Origin of the sequence: Bradyrhizobium sp. KB893862 SZCCT0404 (genome assembly GCF_018130885.1) — a bacterium.
Classification (GTDB): Bacteria; Pseudomonadota; Alphaproteobacteria; order Rhizobiales; family Xanthobacteraceae; genus Bradyrhizobium; species Bradyrhizobium stylosanthis.
In genome coordinates this window covers 1,046,208-1,063,517 of record NZ_JAFCLT010000002.1, presented here as the reverse complement: position 1 = coordinate 1,063,517, position 17,310 = coordinate 1,046,208, and the positions used below count along the sequence as shown (strand labels likewise).

Sequence of the window (17,310 nt, the reverse complement as noted above, 5' to 3'; positions counted from 1 at the left end):
AAACCACATGTCGACCCAAGCCGCGTTCAGCAACTTCAAGGTTCTCACTTTCGACGTCGTCGGCACCTTGATCGATTTCGAGGCCGGCGTGCTCGCAGCGGTGCGCAGGATCTCCGGCAAGACGCCGGCCGAGCTCAGCGACGACGTCATCTTCGAATCCTACAAGCGCGGCCGCGACAAGCACTATGAGCGTTCGAGCGAGGTGATGTTCCATGTCTACCGCTATCTCGCCAAGGAGCTCGGGCTGCCCGCCGACGATGCGTCCTGCGACGTGTTCCAGCTCGCCGTCTTGCGCTGGGGTCCGTTTCCGGATTCGGTCGAGGCCTTGAAGCGCCTGCGCACCAAGTTCCGCCTGGTGGCGATGACCAATGCCGACCGTGTCGCGCTGTCCTGCTACGCGCATGCGCTCGGCAATCCCTTCGACGACACCGTCTGCGCCGACGACACGGACGTTGCAAAACCCAACCCGGAATTCTTCGCCTACAACAGGGGTCGCCAGTCGGCGTTCGGCTACAAGCAGTCCGACATCCTGCACGTCGCGCAGAGTCAGTACCATGACATCGGGATCGCGCGGAAACTCGGCTACAAGGTGTGCTGGATCGAGCGCCGCCAGGGTATCGCCGGTTTCGGCGGCACGCCGGCGGTCGAGACTTTGACAAAGCCGGACTTCCACTATCCGACGCTGAAGGCGTTGGCCGACGCGGCGATCGGGCCGGCGGCGTAAGGTCGTGAGCACGGGCATGACACGGGACTGGAGCGCGCTGCCATCGGTCAATTCGCTGTGGGAAGCCACGGCGGATCCGGCGCGCGCCTTTCCCGTGCTGTCGGGCGACCAGCAGGCGGATGTGGTGATCATCGGTGCGGGCTATACCGGCCTCTCCGCCGCGCACCACATCGCCAGGAGTGGACTCGCACCGATCGTGCTGGAGGCGAACCGTCCCGGCTGGGGGGCGAGCGGGCGCAATGGCGGGGTGATCACCGCAAAGTTCCGCCTCTCGTTCCGCGAGATCGACGCTGTGCACGGCCGCGCCATGGCCAAGCGCATGTACGAGATCGCGCATGAATCGACCGACATGGTCGAGGAGCTCGTCTCCGAATTCGGCATCGCCAGTGCGAATTTGACGCGCACCGGCCAGGTCAAGGCTGCACATAACGAGACGACGCTCCGCGCTGCGATCGACGAAGCCAACTGGATGACGCGCGAGATGGGATCGGCCGAGGTCCGCATCCTCGACCGGAACGGCGTGCGCGAGGAGACCGGCTCCGACATTTTCGTCGGCGGCGTGCTCAATCCCGGCTCGGGCGGCATCCATCCGCTGAACTATCTGCGCGGGCTCGCGAGCGGCGTGGCCGGCCGCGGCGTGCCCATCTTCCAGGAATCGCCGGTGATAAAACTTCGGCGGGAGAAGGATGGCATCGTCGCCGAGACGCCACGAGGCGCCGTGCGCGCAAAGCAGGCGATCATCGCCACCAACAGCTATTCCGACCTGACCGGCGCGACCGCGCATCTGCAGCGCACGCTGATCCCGTTCCGCAGCGCCATGGTCGCGACGGAACGACTGCCGCGCAATCTTGCGGGAAAATTGATGCCGACGGGGCGCACCTATACCGAGACCAAGCGCATGATGCGCTGGTTCCGCATGGTCGACAACCGCGTCATCTTCGGTGGCCGCGGCGCTTTCGGCAAGGAGGACTCGCAGGCCGCCTTCGACGCCTTGCGCAAGGCGATGGTCGGCATCTTCCCGGATCTCGCCGACATTCCGCTCGAATACAAATGGTCGGGCCTCGTCGCGATGACGCTGGACTCGGTGCCGCATATCGGCCGGCTCGACGACCGCACGCTGGTCTCGCTCGGCTACAACGGCGCCGGCGTTGCGATGTCGAGCCTGATGGGCCGCTATCTCGCCGCCCTCGTGCGCGGCGAGAGCCCCGACGTCGGCCTGCTCGATGTCAGCCGGATGAAGGCGATTCCGTTCTATCCGCTGCGCGAACCCGCCGTGCGCATGGTCGCCGGCTGGTACCAGTTTCTCGATGCGATCGGTCGGTGAGATCATTTTGGCGATGGAGGAGGCGAGGATGAACACGAAACGGAATTTTGAAATGGGCTGCGCGCTGTTGGGCGCGCTCGCGCTCGGCGGCACCGCGGCGAATGCCGCCGAACAGATCACCTTCGTCTCGCAGGGCGGCGCCTATCAGCAGGCGCAAACGGTGGCGATCCTCGATCCCTCCGCCAAGAAGCTCGGCATCACCATCAACCAGGATTCCATCCCCGACGCCTGGCCCGCGATCAAGACGCAGGTCGGCAGCGGCAAGCCGATCTGGGACGTGGTCGACACCCCGACCGGCAACTGCCTGCGCGGCGGCGAGCAGGGGCTGATCGAGAAGCTCGACTTCTCGAAGATCCCGAACGGCGCGGCGATGCCGGAGGCGTATCGCAGTCCCTATTCGGTCTCCTACGAGTTCTATTCCAGCGTGCTGGCCTACAGCCAGAAGACCTTTCCGAAGGATGCGCCGAACAGCTGGGCCGATTTCTGGGACGTGAAGAAATTCCCCGGCCGCCGCGCGCTGCGCAACCACCCGTTCGCAACGCTCGAGGCGGCGCTGATGGCCGATGGCGTCGCGCCGGACAAGCTCTACCCGCTCGACGTCGATCGCGCCTTCAGGAAGCTGGAGGAGATCAAGCCGCACATCACGGTGTGGTGGACCTCGGGCGCGCAATCGGCGCAGCTCCTCAACGACGGCGAGGTCGACATGGAGATGGCCTGGAACGGCCGCGTCAGCGCGGTCGCCAAGGAAGGCGCCAAGGTGTCCTTCACCTACAACCAGGGCATCCTGCAGAGCACCTCGCTCTGCATCCTCAAGGGTGCGCCGAATCTCGACACGGCGGTGAAGTTCCTCAACGAGGCCGTCGATCCCGTGCACCAGGCCAATCTGCCGCTGCACATCGACTATGGTCCGGGCAATCCCAAGGCGTTCGAGACCAACGTGATCAAGCCCGAGCGTGCCGCGCAGCTGCCGAGCGAGCCCGCCAACGCATCGAAGCAGGCGCTGATGTCCTATGCCTGGTGGTCTTCTCCGGCCGGAGAGGCCGCCGAGAAGCGCTGGGCATCGTTCATGCAGAAGTAAGGTCGGAGAAGGGATGAACTCGAGCCGCATCGACAGAGACGGTGCGCTCCCTCTCCCGCTTGTGGGGGAGGGTTGGGGAGGAGGTGTTTCCGCAGTGAACGCTCCCCAAGAGGAGAAAGCCCTCACCCGGATCGCTTTCGCGATCCGACCTCTCCCGCAAGCGGGAGAGGTGCAGCACCCGAGATGAGCGAGCGAATGCTGACAACATCGGTGCCAGATCCATCCCAGAAGCATCAGCGCCGCGAGCATGCGCTGATGCTGGCATTGGTGTCGCCGGCGCTGCTGGTGATCCTGGCGCTGATCGTGCTGCCGGTCGGCTGGCTTGCCTGGCAGTCGATCTATCATGATGGCTTCACGCTGGAGAATTATCGCCGCGTCTTCACCGAAGACGTCTATTGGCGCAGCTTTGCGCTAACTTTCGAGATCAGCCTCGCGGTGACGATCATCGCGCTGCTGCTCGGCTATCCCGTCGCCTATCTCGCCAATTCCGTGCCGAAGGGATGGAGCATCCTCATCCTGTCGCTGGTCGTGCTGCCGTTCTGGACCAGCGTGCTGGTGCGCGCCTATGCCTGGCTGGCGCTGCTGCAGCGCACCGGCGTGATCAACCAGTTCCTGCGCTATCTCGATGTCATCTCGGAGCCGCTTGCGCTGGTCCACAACACGTTCGGCACGGTGGTCGCGACCGTGCACATCCTGCTGCCGTTCATGGTGCTGCCGCTCTACGCCACCATGCAGAAGATCCCCGGCGATCTCATGCAGGCCGGCGCCAGCCTGGGCGCGAGCCCGTCGCTGACCTTCATGCGGGTCTTCCTGCCGCTGTCGCTGCCGGGCGTGCTCGCCGGCTGCACCATGGTGTTCGTGCTCTGCCTCGGCTTCTACATCACGCCGGAGCTGTTAGGGGGCGGGCGCACCGTGATGGTGTCGATGCTGGTGAGCCGCAATGTCGAGCTCTACAACCAGTTCGGCGCCGCGAGCGCCGTTGCCGTGGTGCTGCTGCTCAGCGTGCTCGCGATCTTCTTCGTCGTCAGCCGCTTCATCTCGCTCGATCGCGTGCTGGGGCAGAAATGATACGCACCTCGCCCGCACGGATCGTCCTCTACGTGATCAGCGCCTTGGTGCTGGTCTATCTGATCCTCCCCGTTCTGATCATCGCGCCGATCTCGTTCTCCAGCGCGCGCTTCCTGACCTTCCCGCCGCCATCCTTCTCGCTGCGGTGGTACCAGCAATATTTCTCCAATCCTGCCTGGATGCAGGCGACGCGGGTGACGCTGACGGTCGCGCTGCTCACCGTGGTGATCGCGACGCCGTGTGGGGTTGCCGCCGCCTATGCCATCAGCCAGTCGAAGCTGCGGATCATGCGCCTGATCCACATGGCGTTGCTGTTGCCGCTGGTGGTGCCGATTATCATCACCGCGGTCGGCATCTTCTTCGTCTATGCCAGGGTCGGCCTGGTCGCGACCATGCCCGGCCTCGTATTGGCGAACGTGATGCTGGGGCTGCCCTATGTCGTGATCTCGGTGCTGGCGGGCCTGCAGAGCTTCGATCCCGCACAGGAGATGGTGGCGCGCAGCCTCGGCATGAACCGCCTGCGCAGCTTCTTTGCGGTGACGCTGCCGCAGATCAAGTCCAGCGTGGTCGCGGGCGGCATCTTCGCCTTCATCTCGGCGATGGACGAGACCATCGTCGCGCTGTTCATCTCCGGTGGCCAGTACCAGCCGCTGACCAAGCGCATGTTCACCGCGCTGCGCGACGAGATCGACCCGACGATTGCCGCGATATCGACGCTGATGACGGCGGCGTCCTTCATGCTGGTGTTGCTGGCGAGCACGCGGCAGAAGCGGGGCGGGTAGGGGCTGTTGCTCCGCTCTCGGTGTCATCGCCCGCGAAGGCGCGCGATCCAGTACTCCGAGGCGGTTGTGGGTCCTCGATAGGCCGCGGCGTACTGGATTCCCCGCCTTCGCGGGGAATGACAGTTGGGGTGCAGTGCCAGCTAACTCTTCGCCCCCAGCCACGCCAAGATCATCTCCACGATTTGGCTCCTGCTCTTCGCCAGCACCTTCGGCTCGCTCAAATCCCGATCGAACAGCGCCCCAAAGGTGTGGCGGTTGGCGACGCGGAAGAAGCAGTAGGAGGAGATGGCGAGGTGCAGGTCGATGGCGTCGACGTCGTCGCGGAAGGCGCCCTCGGTGCGGCCGCGCCTGAGGATGCCGTCGAGGGTTGCGATCACGCTGGCATTGAGCTGGCGCAACTGAAGGTTCTGCTTCAGGTGCTTGCCGTGGTGGATGTTCTCGATGGAGACGAGGCGGATGAAGTTCGGATTGCGCTCGTCATGGTCGAAGGTCGCCTCGATCAGCCGACGCAGGCCTTCGCGGGCATCGCAGCTCTCGATGTCGAGCTGGTCCTCGAGTGCGCGGATGCTGCGATAGGCTTCCTCCAGCACGGCGAGATAGAGCTGCTCCTTGCCGCCGAAATAGTAGTAGATCATGCGCTTCGACGTGCGCGTCCGCGCCGCGATCGCGTCGACGCGGGCGCCGGAATAGCCCTCCGAGGCGAATTCGGCCATCGCCACTTCGAGGATGTCGCGCTTGGTGCGCTCGGGGTCGTTGGTGCGCTTTGATGGGGGCGGCATGCGCTCGAGCATTGCTGTTTCTCCCGCCAGTTTCCACGGATCACCTTGAAGGTGAAGGCAAATTTCGCCCCCTCGGGCCGTGATCCAACGCGTATTGCATAAACGTACTAGTTCGTACATTATGAGCCGGAAGCAAAGCTGCGGCAACAAAAACCAGAACAGGCGGACTGGCGAACCGCCTGACGCGAACCGCACGGGACACATGGGGAGGAATTTCATGACGGTGACGTCAACCGCATCGCTGCCTGCGTCATCCGCAGCGCAAGCCACGCCGAACAAGCTGCCGAAGCGCGCCGCGCTGGTCAGCTTCGTCGGCAGCATGCTCGAATACTACGACTTCTTCATCTACGGCACCGCGGCGGCGCTGATCTTCCCAAAGGTGTTCTTCGCCAATGTCGATCCCGGCACGGCAACGCTGCTCGCGCTGCTGAGCTTCGGCATCGGCTACATCGCGCGTCCCGTCGGTGCCGTCATCCTCGGTCATTTCGGCGACCGCATCGGGCGCAAGACGGTGCTGCTGTTCACGCTGGTGCTGATGGGCGGCTCGACGCTCGCGATCGGGCTGCTGCCGGACGCGAAATCGATCGGCAATGCCGCGCCTGTCATCCTGACGCTGCTGCGCCTGTTGCAGGGCCTGTCGGCGGCCGGCGAGCAGAGCGGGGCGAACTCGCTGACGCTGGAGCACTCCGCCAATTCCAACCGCGCCTTCTTCACGAGCTGGACGCTGAGCGGCACCCAGGCCGGCGCGATCCTGGCGACGCTGGTGTTCATCCCCGTGTCGAGCCTGCCCGAAGACCAGCTCCTGAGCTGGGGCTGGCGCATTCCGTTCCTGCTGTCGTTCTTCGTGCTGGTCGTCGCCTATCTGGTGCGGCGGACCATGCCGGAAACGCCGGTCTTCGAAGACATCAAGGACAAGGCGAAGGTGGCGCGCTTTCCCGTCGTGGCACTGCTGCGCGACTACTGGCCCGACGTGCTGCGCGTGATCGTCTGTGCTTTGATCGCCACCGTCAGCACCATGACTGCCGTGTTCGCGCTCGGCTACGCGACGTCCAAATTCGGCGTCGCGCGTCCGACCATGCTGTGGGCCGGCGTGCTCGGCAATGTCACCGCGCTGATCACCCAGCCGCTCTGGGCCCTGCTCGCCGACAAGATCGGCCGCAAGCCGGTGTTCATCGGCGGTGTGCTCGGCTGCGCCGTGCTGCTGTTCCCCTATTTCATGCTGGTGACGTCGGGCAACACGATCGCCATCTTCGCCGCCGCGATGATCCTGTCCGGCGTGGTCTACGCCGCGCCGAACGCGATCTGGCCGTCGTTCTACGCGGAGATGTTCGAGGCGCGCGTGCGCTATTCCGGCACGGCGATCGGCACCCAGCTCGGCTTCCTCGCCGCCGGCTTCACGCCGTTGGTCAGTGCGAGCCTGGTCGGCGAGGGACCGAACGGCTGGGTTCCGGTCGCGATCTTCGTGGCCTGCTGCTGCGTGATCTCGGCGGCGGCCGCGGCGACCGCGCGCGAAACCCACACCGTGGATATCGCCGATCTCGGCAAGCGCCGCGCTTGAGCAAACAGACAGGATAGCAGCGCATGCTGACCAACGCAGTTTCGACCACGAGCGGGCCGGTCGTCGGCGCCGAGCAGGACGGCCTGCGCGCCTTCAAGGGCGTGCCGTTCGCGACCGCGCGGCGCTTTGCCGGGGCGGTGCCGCCCCGCGCGTGGACGGAGCCGCGCCGCTGCACGGACTACGGCGCCTACGCGCCGCAGCCCGGCCACCTCGATCAGGCCGCCGAGGAGTCATGTCTCAGCCTGAACATCTGGGTGCCGGCCAAGGCCGATGGCCCGCTGTCGGTGCTGTTCTTCATCCATGGCGGTGCCTTCGTCACCGGTGGCGGCGCCGATTACGATGGCGCATTCCTCGCCGCGCATGGCCCCGCGGTGGTCGTCACCATCAACTACCGGCTTGGCCCGCTCGGCTTCCTGCAGCTCCAACGTCACGGATTGAGCGAGGCCAACAACCTCGCCATCACGGATACGCTCGCCGCACTCGACTGGGTGCGCGCCAACATCGCCGGTTTCGGCGGCGATCCCGACGCCATCACTCTGTCCGGCCAGTCGGCCGGCGCCTCCCTGGTGATCGCGCTGGCGACGCTGCCGCAGGCGAGGGGCAAGTTCATCCGTGCCCTCGCGCTGAGCGCACCGGGACGGACCATCATGAGCGCCGATCATGCCGACGCGGTCGCGCGCCGCGTGCTCGACGAGCTCGAGCTGGCGCGCGATCCGGTCGCGATCGCCTCGGTGCCGCTGCCAAGGCTCTTTGCGGCCGTCGAGCGCGTCGGCCGCATGATCGCGGATGAGACGGCGTCAGGTACCGTGTTCGGTCCGGTGCTCGACGGCAGCGTCATCCCGCGCGAGTCGTGCGACGTCTTCGCCGCGGGCGGTTTGCGCGACATTCCGCTCTGGCTCGGCTCCTGCCGCGACGAGATGGCGATGTTCCTGAAGAGCACGCCGCCGGCTGCGATGATCCGCACCACCGAGCGCCAGGTGCGGACCTCGCTCGGCGATGCCGGGTGGGAACGTCTGCTGGCCTATTACCGCGCCACCGCGCGCGTCGATGAAGATCCCTACGAGGCGCTGCTGTCCGATGCGTTCTGGCATCGCCCCATGGCTGATCTCGCGCGGTTGCATGCTGCGGCCGGCGGCGCGGTGTGGCTGAGCCGGTTCGACCATCGCCCGGCGCTGGAGCCGTTCCTGTCGCAGGGGCCGACCCATGGCGCTGATAACGCGTGCCTCTGGGCGCATCTGCCTGACTTCATCGATCGCCCGATCCTGAAGCGCAAGGGCGGGCCGATGACGCCTGGCGACATCGATGTCGCCGCACGTTTTCAGGCGAGCCTGCTGCGCTTCGTCACGACGGGTGTGCCCGATGTCGCGGAAGCCTGGCCGCGGTTCGCACTGGAAAGGGAGCCGCTCGCCATCTTCGGCCAGCCGTTCCATGTCGTGCCTCTCAGCGAAGGCGTGCGTCCGCGCCTGTGGGCGGAGCTGCAATCCGGCGCGCCGCGCGTCCCGGCGATCGCTTGATCGCGATAGTCCGGTCATGTAAGGCTTGCTCCAGCGCCGATTTGATCCTCAGCTTGCGGGCGCTTCTAAAAATGCAGCTAAAGAGAATCGCAGCCCCTGCATCGACCCGCATTGCGTGAATCGTCGGCCATCTCGAACGGAGAGGCCCAATGAAGTTTGCTGCCATCGCGGACGTGCATGGAAATCGTCCGGCGCTCGAAGCCGTACTCGCGGACATTGCCGCGCTCGGCATCGACGAGATCGTGAATCTCGGCGATCACGTCAGCGGCCCGCTCGAGGCGGCGCGAACCGCGGACCTGCTGACGGAGCGCGGCTTTCCGTCAATCCAGGGCGATCAGGATCGCATCTTGCTGGAGCTCCGGCAGGCCGGCACCTCGTCGCGCAGCGATTTCCGGCAGCTCGAGCCCAGGCACTTCGATTGGATCGCGAGCATGCCGTCCACCCTGATGTACCGGGATCGGGTGTTCCTGTGCCATGGATCGCCGAAGGACGATGCTGCGTTCTGGCTCGATCATATCGCGGATGACGGCAGTGCGCGCCCGGCCGGGATCGCGGCTATCGAAGCCGGCGCCGCGGGGATCGATGCCGGCCTCATCCTGTGCGCGCACACGCACATTCCAAGAGTTGTTCGCCTCAGGGACGGACGCATGGTGGTCAATCCAGGCAGCGTCGGATTGCCCGGTTACGACGGGAAGGCGCCCGTGCCCTATGTCGTCGAAGTCGGCACGCCGCACGCGTGCTACGCCATCCTGGAGCATGGCCGAGGAGGCTGGTCCGCCATGATCCGCTACGTACCCTACGACACCGCGACCATGGCCGCACTGGCGCAGGCCAAGGGAATGCTCACCTGGGCGAGCGCCATCGCAACGGGCTGGGTGCAGCGGGAGGGGACGTAGCTCTCATTTCTGTTCGTTGTGCACGACCAGCACCGGCACGCTTCCATCCGCCAGCACCTCCGATGTCTGACTCCCGAGGAACAGCTTCTTGATACCGCGGCGTCCGTGGGAGCCCATGACGATCAAGTCGCAGCCGCCCGACTTGGCCGTTGCGATGATCGTGGTGGCAGGGTGCGCGTTCGGAACATGCAGGAGCTCCGCAGCTATCCCGGCCTGCTCCGCCATGGCGCGGGCTTGATCGAGGAAGTTGCCCGCGCGTTGCTTGGACGCGGCGTCGAAGACATCCATCTCGTGCTGCGAGGGTATCCATCCCGAGGCGTGTCCGCTTCCGTAGTCGATCGGCAGCGGCTCCGTCACGGCGATCACTGTCACCTTGGCCTTCACGGCCTTCGCCAGGGCAATTCCGTGCCTGAGGCCGTTTCTCGCGACCTCCGATCCATCCGTGCTCAGCAGAAGATGGGCGTACATTTGCGAACTCCCTTCTCGACAACGTCGTCAGCGTGTTCCGGCGCTGGATTGACCTTCAGGCGGGTCTGCACCTCATGGACAGACCAGGACCGGGATTTTCGCGTGCGTCAGTACCTTGCTGGTCACGCTGCCGATCAGAAGTGCGGACAGCCCGCTTCGTCCATGCGACGACATGACGATGAGGTCGCAGCCCTTGTCCGCGGCAGCCGCGAGGATGGCTTGATGGGGTTGCCCGCTCTCCGTCTGGATCGTCTGGCAGGACACACCGGCCGTCCTGGCGGCATCCGACGCGCGATCGAGCACCTTCGTGGCCTGCTCCTTGCGATACTCGACATAGGTCGCGACAGCCTCGAGGAACCGTCCCGAGAGGTCTGAAAACGGTTCCACGACGAAGATGATGGAGACGGCGGCGCGAAGGGATTTCGCGAGTGCCAATCCGTGCGTGACCCCGCGCTCCGCCAGCTCGGACCCATCGGTCGGAATGAGAATGTGCCGGTACATGCTTTACCTCCCGATTGTCCGGACGTATCGCTGCCCCGCGGGTAAGCCTAGCTCGCGCTCCGAATGAAGTCTTGAGATAAATCAACCTAGCGGGTTCACCGTACCGCGATTGGGCTGTCCGCAATCGGCACAACCTCGACGTCGGTCGAGGCGACCTCGGCGACGACAGCGGCGTCCGTGAGGGAACCGCGGGAGTCTCGAGTCCACACGCCGGCGAACGTCGCGCCGTTGGCGCTGCGGGCGTCGTGGGACCGGACGGTCGGGCCTGCCGGCTCAAGCCGCGAACAGAACCCAAGCCAGAGATGCCAAGAGACCCGCGAACCAGGCAACGCAAACCAGGAACAGCCAGTCGAACCTGGTCATGGTGCCGAAAACCGAGTCCCAGGATTCGCGGCAGCGAGATGCGAGCGAAGCCAGAAGCTTGTATGAATGCATGGCACAGCTCTAGCGCAGGACGATCCGCCAGGTCTTGCTCGTCTGCGCCAGGGATTTGAGGCTTTGAGCCAGCGCGTCAGCCGCTCCCGTTCGAACTGCGATACGCCCTTGGCGTGACGCCGGCCCAGCGAACGAAAGCGTGCGTGAAGGAGCTGACCTCACTGTAACCCAGCAACCACGCGATCTCGGAAATCGGCAATTCCTCTTCCATGAGATAACGGCGTGCAAGCGCATTTCGAAACGCTTCGAGGATGTCCAGGAAGCCCGCGCCTTCGGAGGATAACGCCCGAGAGAGTGTTCTCCGGCTCATGCCGAGACGGCGCGCGACTTCCGCGGCGTTGGCTTTGCCGTGCGGAAGCAATTGGGCGATCTGATCTTCGACACGAGACCGCATGCTGGCCCGCCGCGAGGGCCGGTTGGTCAAGGCCTCGTCGGCATATTGAAGCAGGATTTTGTTGAGGTGAAGATCGGCCCTCACGAGCGGCAACGCGCCGATCTGCGAGGGAAACAGAATCTCGTCCCTGTCGGCCGAAAATTCGATGCTGCATCCGAGCTGAGATCGGACATCCCGGGGAATTTCACCCCTGCCGTGCTTCAACTTGATCTGCTTTGGCGCCAGCCTGGCGTCGGTCAGTGCGCGGCAGATGCGAACGAGCGCAATCAGCCAGAATTCCATATGATGCCGATCCGCACGTCGATCGATGTCGACATACTCAAATCCAATCGCAAATCCCTGTTCCAGCGACGTCTGCAGCCTTACGCCCTCGTTGTTGATCGCGCAGTAGCGCTCTGCGGCATGCAGCGCGTCCACGAGCCGCTCTGATGAGGCCATCGCGTAGTACAGAAGTCCGATCTCCCCCAGCTGGAAGCCTTGAGCCAGATGGAAGCCGAAGCAGTCGTCGTGCAATTCCTTCGCGGCGATCTCGAGGAGCGATACTTGCGCGCTTGCAGCAATACGGAGCGCGGGGTTCTCGACGTCCCCGATCGTCAGGCCCACGGCCGAGAGGATCGGAGTGAGGTCAATCCTCGCATCCCGGAGGCGGGCACATGCGAGGCGGGCTATCCCCCCGGTTGAGCTCGGGATCGATGGCAAGCCGCTTGCCGGGCGTTTGGCGGTTCTCATTCGGCACCGAGTTGTGGTCTCGGCAAACGTCGGGAGGTGAGGAGGCTCGCATCTTGACCTATGTCAAAGCCTGATGCCTCCGGGACAAACCGGTGTGACCCTAACTCGCAATCGATTGACCCAGGATCACAAGACGTGACGCAGACAATCGTCTAGCCGGTTGCTTTGCGGCCACCGCATTTCCGCCTTTGGACCGACGGCGGATGTCTCCGGCTGGGCGCACGGGGGCGAATGCAAATGAAGGACATGATTGCGCATTGGGAAAAGCTTCAGGCTGACGCAGCCGAATGCGCGCTGATCAGGGATCTTGCGACCGACAGGATGAAGCGTGAGTTGTACTCGCGCCTTGCCGAACATCTCCGCACATTGGCGGGTGAGGTGGAGCGGGTGATTTCCGCCAAGGTCAACGATCAGACCGGCTAGGCCATGGCTGGCAAGCAACCCGGCCGGCACAGCGGCATCCATCGGTCGATTCATTTCCTGATCATCGAAACCGGGCAGTCCGGAATCTGGGAATACCGTTTTCGTGTCGGCGCGCGCGACGTCTCGGGCAAGGTGCAGGCGATCCTCGCGCTGCTGGCGGCGCGCCGCGTCAAGATGAGGATCGACAAGGCGTTAAAGCAAGCTGCGGCGAGAGAAGCGACTGCCGACGGCGTGGCGAAACCGGATGCTCCCATTGAGGCGGCCCCGCCTGCGCATGTGAGGTGTCGTCGCCGGGCGTCGGAGCCTCAGCAGGCTGCGTCTGACACGGCGGTGGTGTTCACCTGCGAGGCCTGCAATGCCGTCTACGAGGCGTTGCAGGTTCTCGTTGGGGCCAAGGGGATTTTCCGCTGCACCGTTTGCTATTGGCCGGTCCATCAATGGAACGGTGATCATGATTATGCTTGCTGGCGCCTGCTCGGCGGGAAACCGCGCCGCTCATGAGGGCGAGCCCCCTCAGAACTGCACTTCGCTCGGGATGTCCTCGGCACTGAGGCCAACGGTTTCGTAGGCCTTCAGCAGCCATTCGCGGGTCTGGCCCAGCGAACGGTTGTAGTCGGCCCAGGCACTCAGGAAATCCTTGTAGCGACGATCGGACTCGGCGCGGATGCCGAGATTGGTCGGCAGCGTCAGGAGCGGCCGCGGGATCGCGAGATCGCCAAGCGTCGGATTCTTCTTCAGGGTGAAGATCGACAGCACCGCCAGCGAGACATTGCAGTCGGCGCGGCCGGTCGACACCGCGAGGATCGCCTCGTCGCGCGTCTTGAAGCCGAGGATGGTCGCCTTCGGGCAATAGCGGCGCGCGATCGTCTCGTGCGTCGAGCCGATGTCGACCGCAATCTTGACCTCGGGCTTGTTGAGCTCGGCCCAGGTCTGAGGCTTGGCAAAGCCCTTCTTGGTGATGACGGTGAAGGAGTGCACCAGGATCGGCGTCGAGAAATCGATGACGAGCGAACGCTCGGGCGTCGGGTTCACGGCAAAGGCGAGGTCGATCTTGTCGGCCTGCAGGTCCAGGATCTGGTTGCCCCAGGTCGATTCCAGCGTCTCGACCTTGGCCCCGAGCTTGGCCGCGATGTCGTTCGCCATGTCGATGCAGGCGCCCGACCATTGATTGGTCGCGAGGTCCTTGTGGAAATAGGGGTCCTGGCCGGCGATGACCGCGACCCGCAGCACGCCGGTCTTCTTGATGCGATCGAGCGTGGAGGTCGGCGCGGTATCGGCCTTGACTGATGTGGTCGCGGCCATTGCGGCGCCCGCCAGCGCGACGGTGGTGAGTGCGTCCCTGCGGTTCATGGTCAGTGCTCCCTGGGAATGATCAACAACTCCGGCCGGTGGACTATTTCTGTATTCAGATCGTAATGCAATATGGTATTGCGGATCTGCCAGCGATTTGAGCGATGAGGCAGGTCGGAGCCTAGCCCGTTGGCAGAACGAGAGAAATCCCCCTGGGAGTGGGCGCGGCTGGCGGGCCGGCTTGCGGGTTTCGGGAATGAGGAGAAAGTCTGTGCGTGCTGTTTTCGTCGATGCCAATGACACGCTGGCCGCGGTCACCGAGAAGCTGCTGGGTGCCGCCAATCTGCCTGTTAGCATCAACCGCAACCCATCCATCAAGCCCGACGATCTGCCCGACCTGCTCGCGGATGCGGAGATCATGATCGTCGATCATACGGCGGTGCCGACGGCAATCGCCGGGACGTGCGCCAGGCTGAAGCATGTCGTCTTCCTCGGCACCGGCGCGCGCAGCTACATGAATCCGGAGGAGCTCGCTGAGCGCGGCATCTCCGTCCACACCATCAAGGGCTATGGCGACACGGCCGTTGCAGAATGCGCGATCGCGCTGATGTGGGCCTCTGCGCGAAATTTTGGCGAGATGGACCGCGGCATGCGCGAGGGCAACTGGCTGCGCCGCGACGCGATGCAGCTCACCGGCAAGACGCTCGGCCTGATCGGCTTCGGCGGCATCGCGGCGGAAGCCGCGCGCATGGCGGCAGGCTGCGGCATGAAGGTGATCGCCTGGAACAGGACGCCGAAGACCCATCCGGGCGTCGCGTTCGTGTCGCTGGAGAAGCTGCTGGCGGAGAGCCACGTCGTCTCGCTGCATCTTCTGCTCAACGACGAGACCAAGGGTTTTCTGTCGCGCGAGCGCATCGCGCAGATGCGCAAGGGCAGCATCCTGATCAACACCGCGCGGGGCGCTGTCGTCGACGAGGATGCGATGCTGGAGGCGCTTCGCTCGGGCCACATCGCCCATGCCGGCCTCGACGTCTTCACCGTCGAGCCGCTCCCGGCGGGCCATGCGCTGACGAAACTGCCGAACGTGACGCTGTCGGCGCATTCGGCGTTCCGCACGCCGGAGGCGAGCGACAATCTCATCGGCGCGGCGCTCGATCACTGCCGCCGCATCATCGCCACCGGCAAGTAAGGGGGACATCCCATGTCTGACATCACCCGCATCGACCAGAACGCCCGCCGCAGCCGCGCTTCCGTGTTCGGCGATCTCGTCTTCCTCGCAGGCCAGGTCGCGGACACCAAGACCGCCGACATCACCCAGCAGACAAAAGAGGCGCTGGCCAAGGTCGACGACATGCTGGCGCGCGCCGGCACCGACAAGTCGCGCCTGCTCAGCGTCCAGGTCTGGCTCAAGACCATGGACGATTTCGATGCCATGAACGCTGTGTACGACGCCTGGGTCGTGGCGGGCAACGCACCGACGCGCGCCTGCGGCAAGGTCGAGCTCGCCGATCCGGCCTACCGCATCGAGGTGATCGCGATTGCCGCGCGCGGTTGACATGCGCGCCGAAGGCCTCTGCACTGTTTGCATCGGCCTTGCACCTTGTTCCCGCCTGTCCTACGCCACCTCGGAACAAATCTTGCGCGAAGCCTTGAAGCGCATCGCCAAAGCCTGCAGGGAGCTGTCATGACCATCAGAAACACCCGCACCGGGGGCCAGATCCTGATCGATCAGCTGGTGGCCCAGGGCGTCGACCGCGTTACCTGCGTGCCGGGCGAGAGCTACCTCGCCGCGCTCGACGCGCTGCATGACAGCCCGATCGACGTCGTGATCTGCCGCGCCGAAGGCGGCGCCGCGATGATGGCGGAAGCCTATGGCAAGCTCACGGGGCGCCCGGGCATCTGCTTCGTCACCCGCGGCCCCGGTGCCACCAATGCCAGCCACGGCGTCCACATCGCGATGCAGGATTCGACGCCGATGATCCTGTTCGTCGGCCAGGTCGACACCGGCATGCGCGAGCGCGAGGCGTTCCAGGAGCTCGACTACAAGGCCGTGTTCGGTCCCATGGCGAAATGGGCGGTCGAGATCGACCGTCCCGACCGTATCCCGGAGCTGGTCGCGCGCGCGTTCCGCGTCGCGATGCAGGGCCGTCCCGGTCCCGTCGTGATCGCGCTGCCGGAGAACATGCTGACCGAGACTGCCGCGGTCGCTGATGCCATGCGCATCGAGCCGGCGGTGAGCTGGCCGGCGCCGTCTGATATCGAGCGCGTCGGCGCGATGCTCGCCGGCGCCAAGGCGCCGCTGGTCATCCTCGGCGGCTCGCGCTGGACCGATGAGGCGACCAAGAGCATCGCGCGCTTTGCCGAGCGCTTCGACCTTCCGGTCGCGACCTCGTTCCGCCGGGCCTCGCTGATCGACGCCGATCATTCGCACTATGCCGGCGATCTCGGCATCGGGCCGAGCCCGGGCCTGAAGGCGCGCATCGACAACGCCGACGTCGTCCTCCTCATCGGCGGCCGCATGTCGGAGATGCCGTCCTCGTCCTACACGCTCTTGGATATTCCGACGCCGAAGCAGAAGCTGATCCACGTGCATCCGGGCTCGGAAGAGCTCGGCCGCGTCTACCAGCCCGAGCTCGCGATCCAGGCAACGCCCGCTGCATTCGCCGCCGCCGTCGAGACGCTGAAGCCCGCGGGCGCGGTTGCCTGGAAGGGCGAAGCCGCCAAGGCGCATGCCGATTATCTCGCCTGGACCGAGAAGGCGCGCGAGCTGCCGGGCCATTTCCAGTACGGCCAGGTGATGACCTGGCTGCGCGACCGGCTGCCGAAGGACGCGATCGTCTGCAACGGCGCCGGCAATTATGCCGGCTGGATCCATCGCCATCACCGCTTCCACAGCTTCGCCGCGCAGCTCGCGCCGACTTCGGGCTCGATGGGCTATGGCGTGCCGGCGGGCGTGCTGGCGAAGCGGCAATATCCTGACCGTGTCGTCGTCGCCTTTGCCGGTGATGGCTGCTTCCTGATGAACGGCCAGGAATTCGCCACCGCCGTGCAGTACGACGCGCCGCTGGTCGTGATCGTGGTCGACAATTCGCAATACGGCACCATCCGCATGCATCAGGAGCGCGACTATCCCGGCCGCGTCGTCGGCACCCAGCTTAAGAACCCGGACTTCGCGATGTACGCCAAGGCGTTCGGCGGTCATGGCGAGCGCGTCGAGCGCACCGAGGAGTTCGCGCCGGCGTTCGAGCGCGCGCTGGCCTCGGGCAAGCCGTCGATCCTCCATTGCATCATCGATCCCAGGGCGATCTCGGTCGGCAAGGATTTCACGCCGCAAGTGAAGGCTTAAG

Annotated in this window: 18 protein-coding genes; 13 read left to right on the top strand and 5 right to left on the bottom strand. The window is 65.0% G+C overall.

Translation table 11 applies throughout. The features are described from left to right. Positions 1 to 7: 7 nt before the first annotated feature. The 5 genes from JQ617_RS13780 (at position 8) to JQ617_RS13760 (ending at position 4,976) form a co-directional block, all read left to right on the top strand. The gene (locus JQ617_RS13780) at positions 8 to 724 is read left to right on the top strand and encodes an HAD family hydrolase (RefSeq protein ID WP_212026761.1); all 717 of its coding nucleotides are present in this window, start codon (positions 8 to 10) and stop codon (positions 722 to 724) included. A 16-nt stretch (positions 725 to 740) separates the two neighbouring features. Then, complete coding sequence (locus JQ617_RS13775) at positions 741 to 2,048, top strand: NAD(P)/FAD-dependent oxidoreductase (protein WP_212026760.1); 1,308 nt, start codon at positions 741 to 743, stop codon at positions 2,046 to 2,048. A 28-nt stretch (positions 2,049 to 2,076) separates the two neighbouring features. Next, entirely contained in the window at positions 2,077 to 3,126 is a 1,050-nt protein-coding gene (locus JQ617_RS13770) for an ABC transporter substrate-binding protein (RefSeq protein WP_212026759.1), read from the top strand. Positions 3,127 to 3,321: 195 nt separating this feature from the next. Continuing rightward, positions 3,322 to 4,194 carry an ABC transporter permease gene (locus JQ617_RS13765; protein WP_249156983.1) on the top strand — a complete coding sequence of 291 codons (873 nt, stop codon included), beginning with the start codon at positions 3,322 to 3,324 and terminating at the stop codon, positions 4,192 to 4,194. Further along, positions 4,191 to 4,976 (top strand): ABC transporter permease, encoded by a 786-nt coding sequence (locus JQ617_RS13760; RefSeq protein ID WP_212026758.1) that lies wholly within the window; start codon positions 4,191 to 4,193, stop codon positions 4,974 to 4,976. Before JQ617_RS13765 ends, JQ617_RS13760 begins: the two co-directional genes overlap by 4 nt. 140 nt (positions 4,977 to 5,116) lie before the next feature. Here JQ617_RS13760 and JQ617_RS13755 read toward each other — a convergent pair whose 3' ends face one another. Further along, a complete protein-coding gene (locus tag JQ617_RS13755) occupies positions 5,117 to 5,767 on the bottom strand; it encodes a TetR/AcrR family transcriptional regulator (protein ID WP_212026757.1) in 651 nt (216 codons plus the stop codon). Between the two features lie 205 nt (positions 5,768 to 5,972). On the opposite strand from JQ617_RS13755, the gene JQ617_RS13750 reads away from it, so the two are divergent. From JQ617_RS13750 to JQ617_RS13740, 3 genes are all read left to right on the top strand, one after another. Continuing rightward, positions 5,973 to 7,313 carry an MFS transporter gene (locus JQ617_RS13750; protein WP_212026756.1) on the top strand — a complete coding sequence of 447 codons (1,341 nt, stop codon included), beginning with the start codon at positions 5,973 to 5,975 and terminating at the stop codon, positions 7,311 to 7,313. A gap of 23 nt (positions 7,314 to 7,336) precedes the next feature. Beyond that, a complete protein-coding gene (locus JQ617_RS13745; protein ID WP_212026755.1) occupies positions 7,337 to 8,827 on the top strand; it encodes a carboxylesterase/lipase family protein in 1,491 nt (496 codons plus the stop codon). Between the two features lie 149 nt (positions 8,828 to 8,976). Next, positions 8,977 to 9,723, top strand: coding sequence for a metallophosphoesterase family protein (locus tag JQ617_RS13740; RefSeq protein ID WP_212026754.1), 747 nt, complete (start codon positions 8,977 to 8,979; stop codon positions 9,721 to 9,723). Positions 9,724 to 9,726: 3 nt separating this feature from the next. Here JQ617_RS13740 and JQ617_RS13735 read toward each other — a convergent pair whose 3' ends face one another. From JQ617_RS13735 to JQ617_RS13725, 3 genes are all read right to left on the bottom strand, one after another. Continuing rightward, positions 9,727 to 10,191, bottom strand: a complete 465-nt coding sequence (locus JQ617_RS13735) for a universal stress protein (RefSeq protein ID WP_212026753.1) — start codon at positions 10,189 to 10,191, stop codon at positions 9,727 to 9,729. A 72-nt stretch (positions 10,192 to 10,263) separates the two neighbouring features. Beyond that, the gene (locus JQ617_RS13730) at positions 10,264 to 10,692 is read right to left on the bottom strand and encodes a universal stress protein (protein ID WP_212026752.1); all 429 of its coding nucleotides are present in this window, start codon (positions 10,690 to 10,692) and stop codon (positions 10,264 to 10,266) included. 511 nt (positions 10,693 to 11,203) lie between these two features. Then, on the bottom strand, positions 11,204 to 12,250 hold the full coding sequence (locus JQ617_RS13725; protein WP_212026751.1) for an AraC family transcriptional regulator: 1,047 nt from the start codon (positions 12,248 to 12,250) through the stop codon (positions 11,204 to 11,206). A gap of 237 nt (positions 12,251 to 12,487) precedes the next feature. Between JQ617_RS13725 and JQ617_RS13720 the strand changes: the two genes are divergently transcribed. Both JQ617_RS13720 and JQ617_RS13715 read left to right on the top strand, forming a co-directional pair. Beyond that, a complete protein-coding gene (locus JQ617_RS13720; protein ID WP_212026750.1) occupies positions 12,488 to 12,673 on the top strand; it encodes a hypothetical protein in 186 nt (61 codons plus the stop codon). 3 nt (positions 12,674 to 12,676) lie between these two features. Beyond that, positions 12,677 to 13,174 carry a hypothetical protein gene (locus JQ617_RS13715; protein WP_212026749.1) on the top strand — a complete coding sequence of 166 codons (498 nt, stop codon included), beginning with the start codon at positions 12,677 to 12,679 and terminating at the stop codon, positions 13,172 to 13,174. Positions 13,175 to 13,186: 12 nt separating this feature from the next. Here the strand turns inward: JQ617_RS13715 and JQ617_RS13710 are convergent, their stop codons facing one another. Continuing rightward, complete coding sequence (locus JQ617_RS13710) at positions 13,187 to 14,023, bottom strand: transporter substrate-binding domain-containing protein (RefSeq protein WP_212026748.1); 837 nt, start codon at positions 14,021 to 14,023, stop codon at positions 13,187 to 13,189. A 211-nt stretch (positions 14,024 to 14,234) separates the two neighbouring features. Between JQ617_RS13710 and JQ617_RS13705 the strand changes: the two genes are divergently transcribed. The 3 genes from JQ617_RS13705 to JQ617_RS13695 all read left to right on the top strand — a co-directional run bounded on the left by JQ617_RS13705 (position 14,235) and on the right by JQ617_RS13695 (position 17,309). Continuing rightward, positions 14,235 to 15,152 (top strand): NAD(P)-dependent oxidoreductase, encoded by a 918-nt coding sequence (locus JQ617_RS13705; protein WP_212026747.1) that lies wholly within the window; start codon positions 14,235 to 14,237, stop codon positions 15,150 to 15,152. Positions 15,153 to 15,164: 12 nt separating this feature from the next. Beyond that, positions 15,165 to 15,518: a RidA family protein gene (locus tag JQ617_RS13700; RefSeq protein WP_212026746.1), complete on the top strand. Its 354-nt coding sequence runs from the start codon at positions 15,165 to 15,167 to the stop codon at positions 15,516 to 15,518. 129 nt (positions 15,519 to 15,647) lie between these two features. Continuing rightward, entirely contained in the window at positions 15,648 to 17,309 is a 1,662-nt protein-coding gene (locus JQ617_RS13695) for a thiamine pyrophosphate-binding protein (protein ID WP_212026745.1), read from the top strand. The last annotated feature ends 1 nt before the right edge of the window (position 17,310 follow it).

Bases quoted from the DNA above. Each gene is read 5' to 3' on its own strand.
- JQ617_RS13780 (WP_212026761.1), top strand. From the start codon at position 8: ATGTCGACCCAAGCCGCGTTCAGCAACTTCAAGGTTCTCACTTTCGAC.
- JQ617_RS13775 (WP_212026760.1), top strand. From the start codon at position 741: ATGACACGGGACTGGAGCGCGCTGCCATCGGTCAATTCGCTGTGGGAA.
- JQ617_RS13770 (WP_212026759.1), top strand. From the start codon at position 2,077: ATGAACACGAAACGGAATTTTGAAATGGGCTGCGCGCTGTTGGGCGCG.
- JQ617_RS13765 (WP_249156983.1), top strand. From the start codon at position 3,322: ATGCTGACAACATCGGTGCCAGATCCATCCCAGAAGCATCAGCGCCGC.
- JQ617_RS13760 (WP_212026758.1), top strand. From the start codon at position 4,191: ATGATACGCACCTCGCCCGCACGGATCGTCCTCTACGTGATCAGCGCC.
- JQ617_RS13755 (WP_212026757.1), bottom strand. From the start codon at position 5,767: ATGCTCGAGCGCATGCCGCCCCCATCAAAGCGCACCAACGACCCCGAG.
- JQ617_RS13750 (WP_212026756.1), top strand. From the start codon at position 5,973: ATGACGGTGACGTCAACCGCATCGCTGCCTGCGTCATCCGCAGCGCAA.
- JQ617_RS13745 (WP_212026755.1), top strand. From the start codon at position 7,337: ATGCTGACCAACGCAGTTTCGACCACGAGCGGGCCGGTCGTCGGCGCC.
- JQ617_RS13740 (WP_212026754.1), top strand. From the start codon at position 8,977: ATGAAGTTTGCTGCCATCGCGGACGTGCATGGAAATCGTCCGGCGCTC.
- JQ617_RS13735 (WP_212026753.1), bottom strand. From the start codon at position 10,191: ATGTACGCCCATCTTCTGCTGAGCACGGATGGATCGGAGGTCGCGAGA.
- JQ617_RS13730 (WP_212026752.1), bottom strand. From the start codon at position 10,692: ATGTACCGGCACATTCTCATTCCGACCGATGGGTCCGAGCTGGCGGAG.
- JQ617_RS13725 (WP_212026751.1), bottom strand. From the start codon at position 12,250: ATGAGAACCGCCAAACGCCCGGCAAGCGGCTTGCCATCGATCCCGAGC.
- JQ617_RS13720 (WP_212026750.1), top strand. From the start codon at position 12,488: ATGAAGGACATGATTGCGCATTGGGAAAAGCTTCAGGCTGACGCAGCC.
- JQ617_RS13715 (WP_212026749.1), top strand. From the start codon at position 12,677: ATGGCTGGCAAGCAACCCGGCCGGCACAGCGGCATCCATCGGTCGATT.
- JQ617_RS13710 (WP_212026748.1), bottom strand. From the start codon at position 14,023: ATGAACCGCAGGGACGCACTCACCACCGTCGCGCTGGCGGGCGCCGCA.
- JQ617_RS13700 (WP_212026746.1), top strand. From the start codon at position 15,165: ATGTCTGACATCACCCGCATCGACCAGAACGCCCGCCGCAGCCGCGCT.
- JQ617_RS13695 (WP_212026745.1), top strand. From the start codon at position 15,648: ATGACCATCAGAAACACCCGCACCGGGGGCCAGATCCTGATCGATCAG.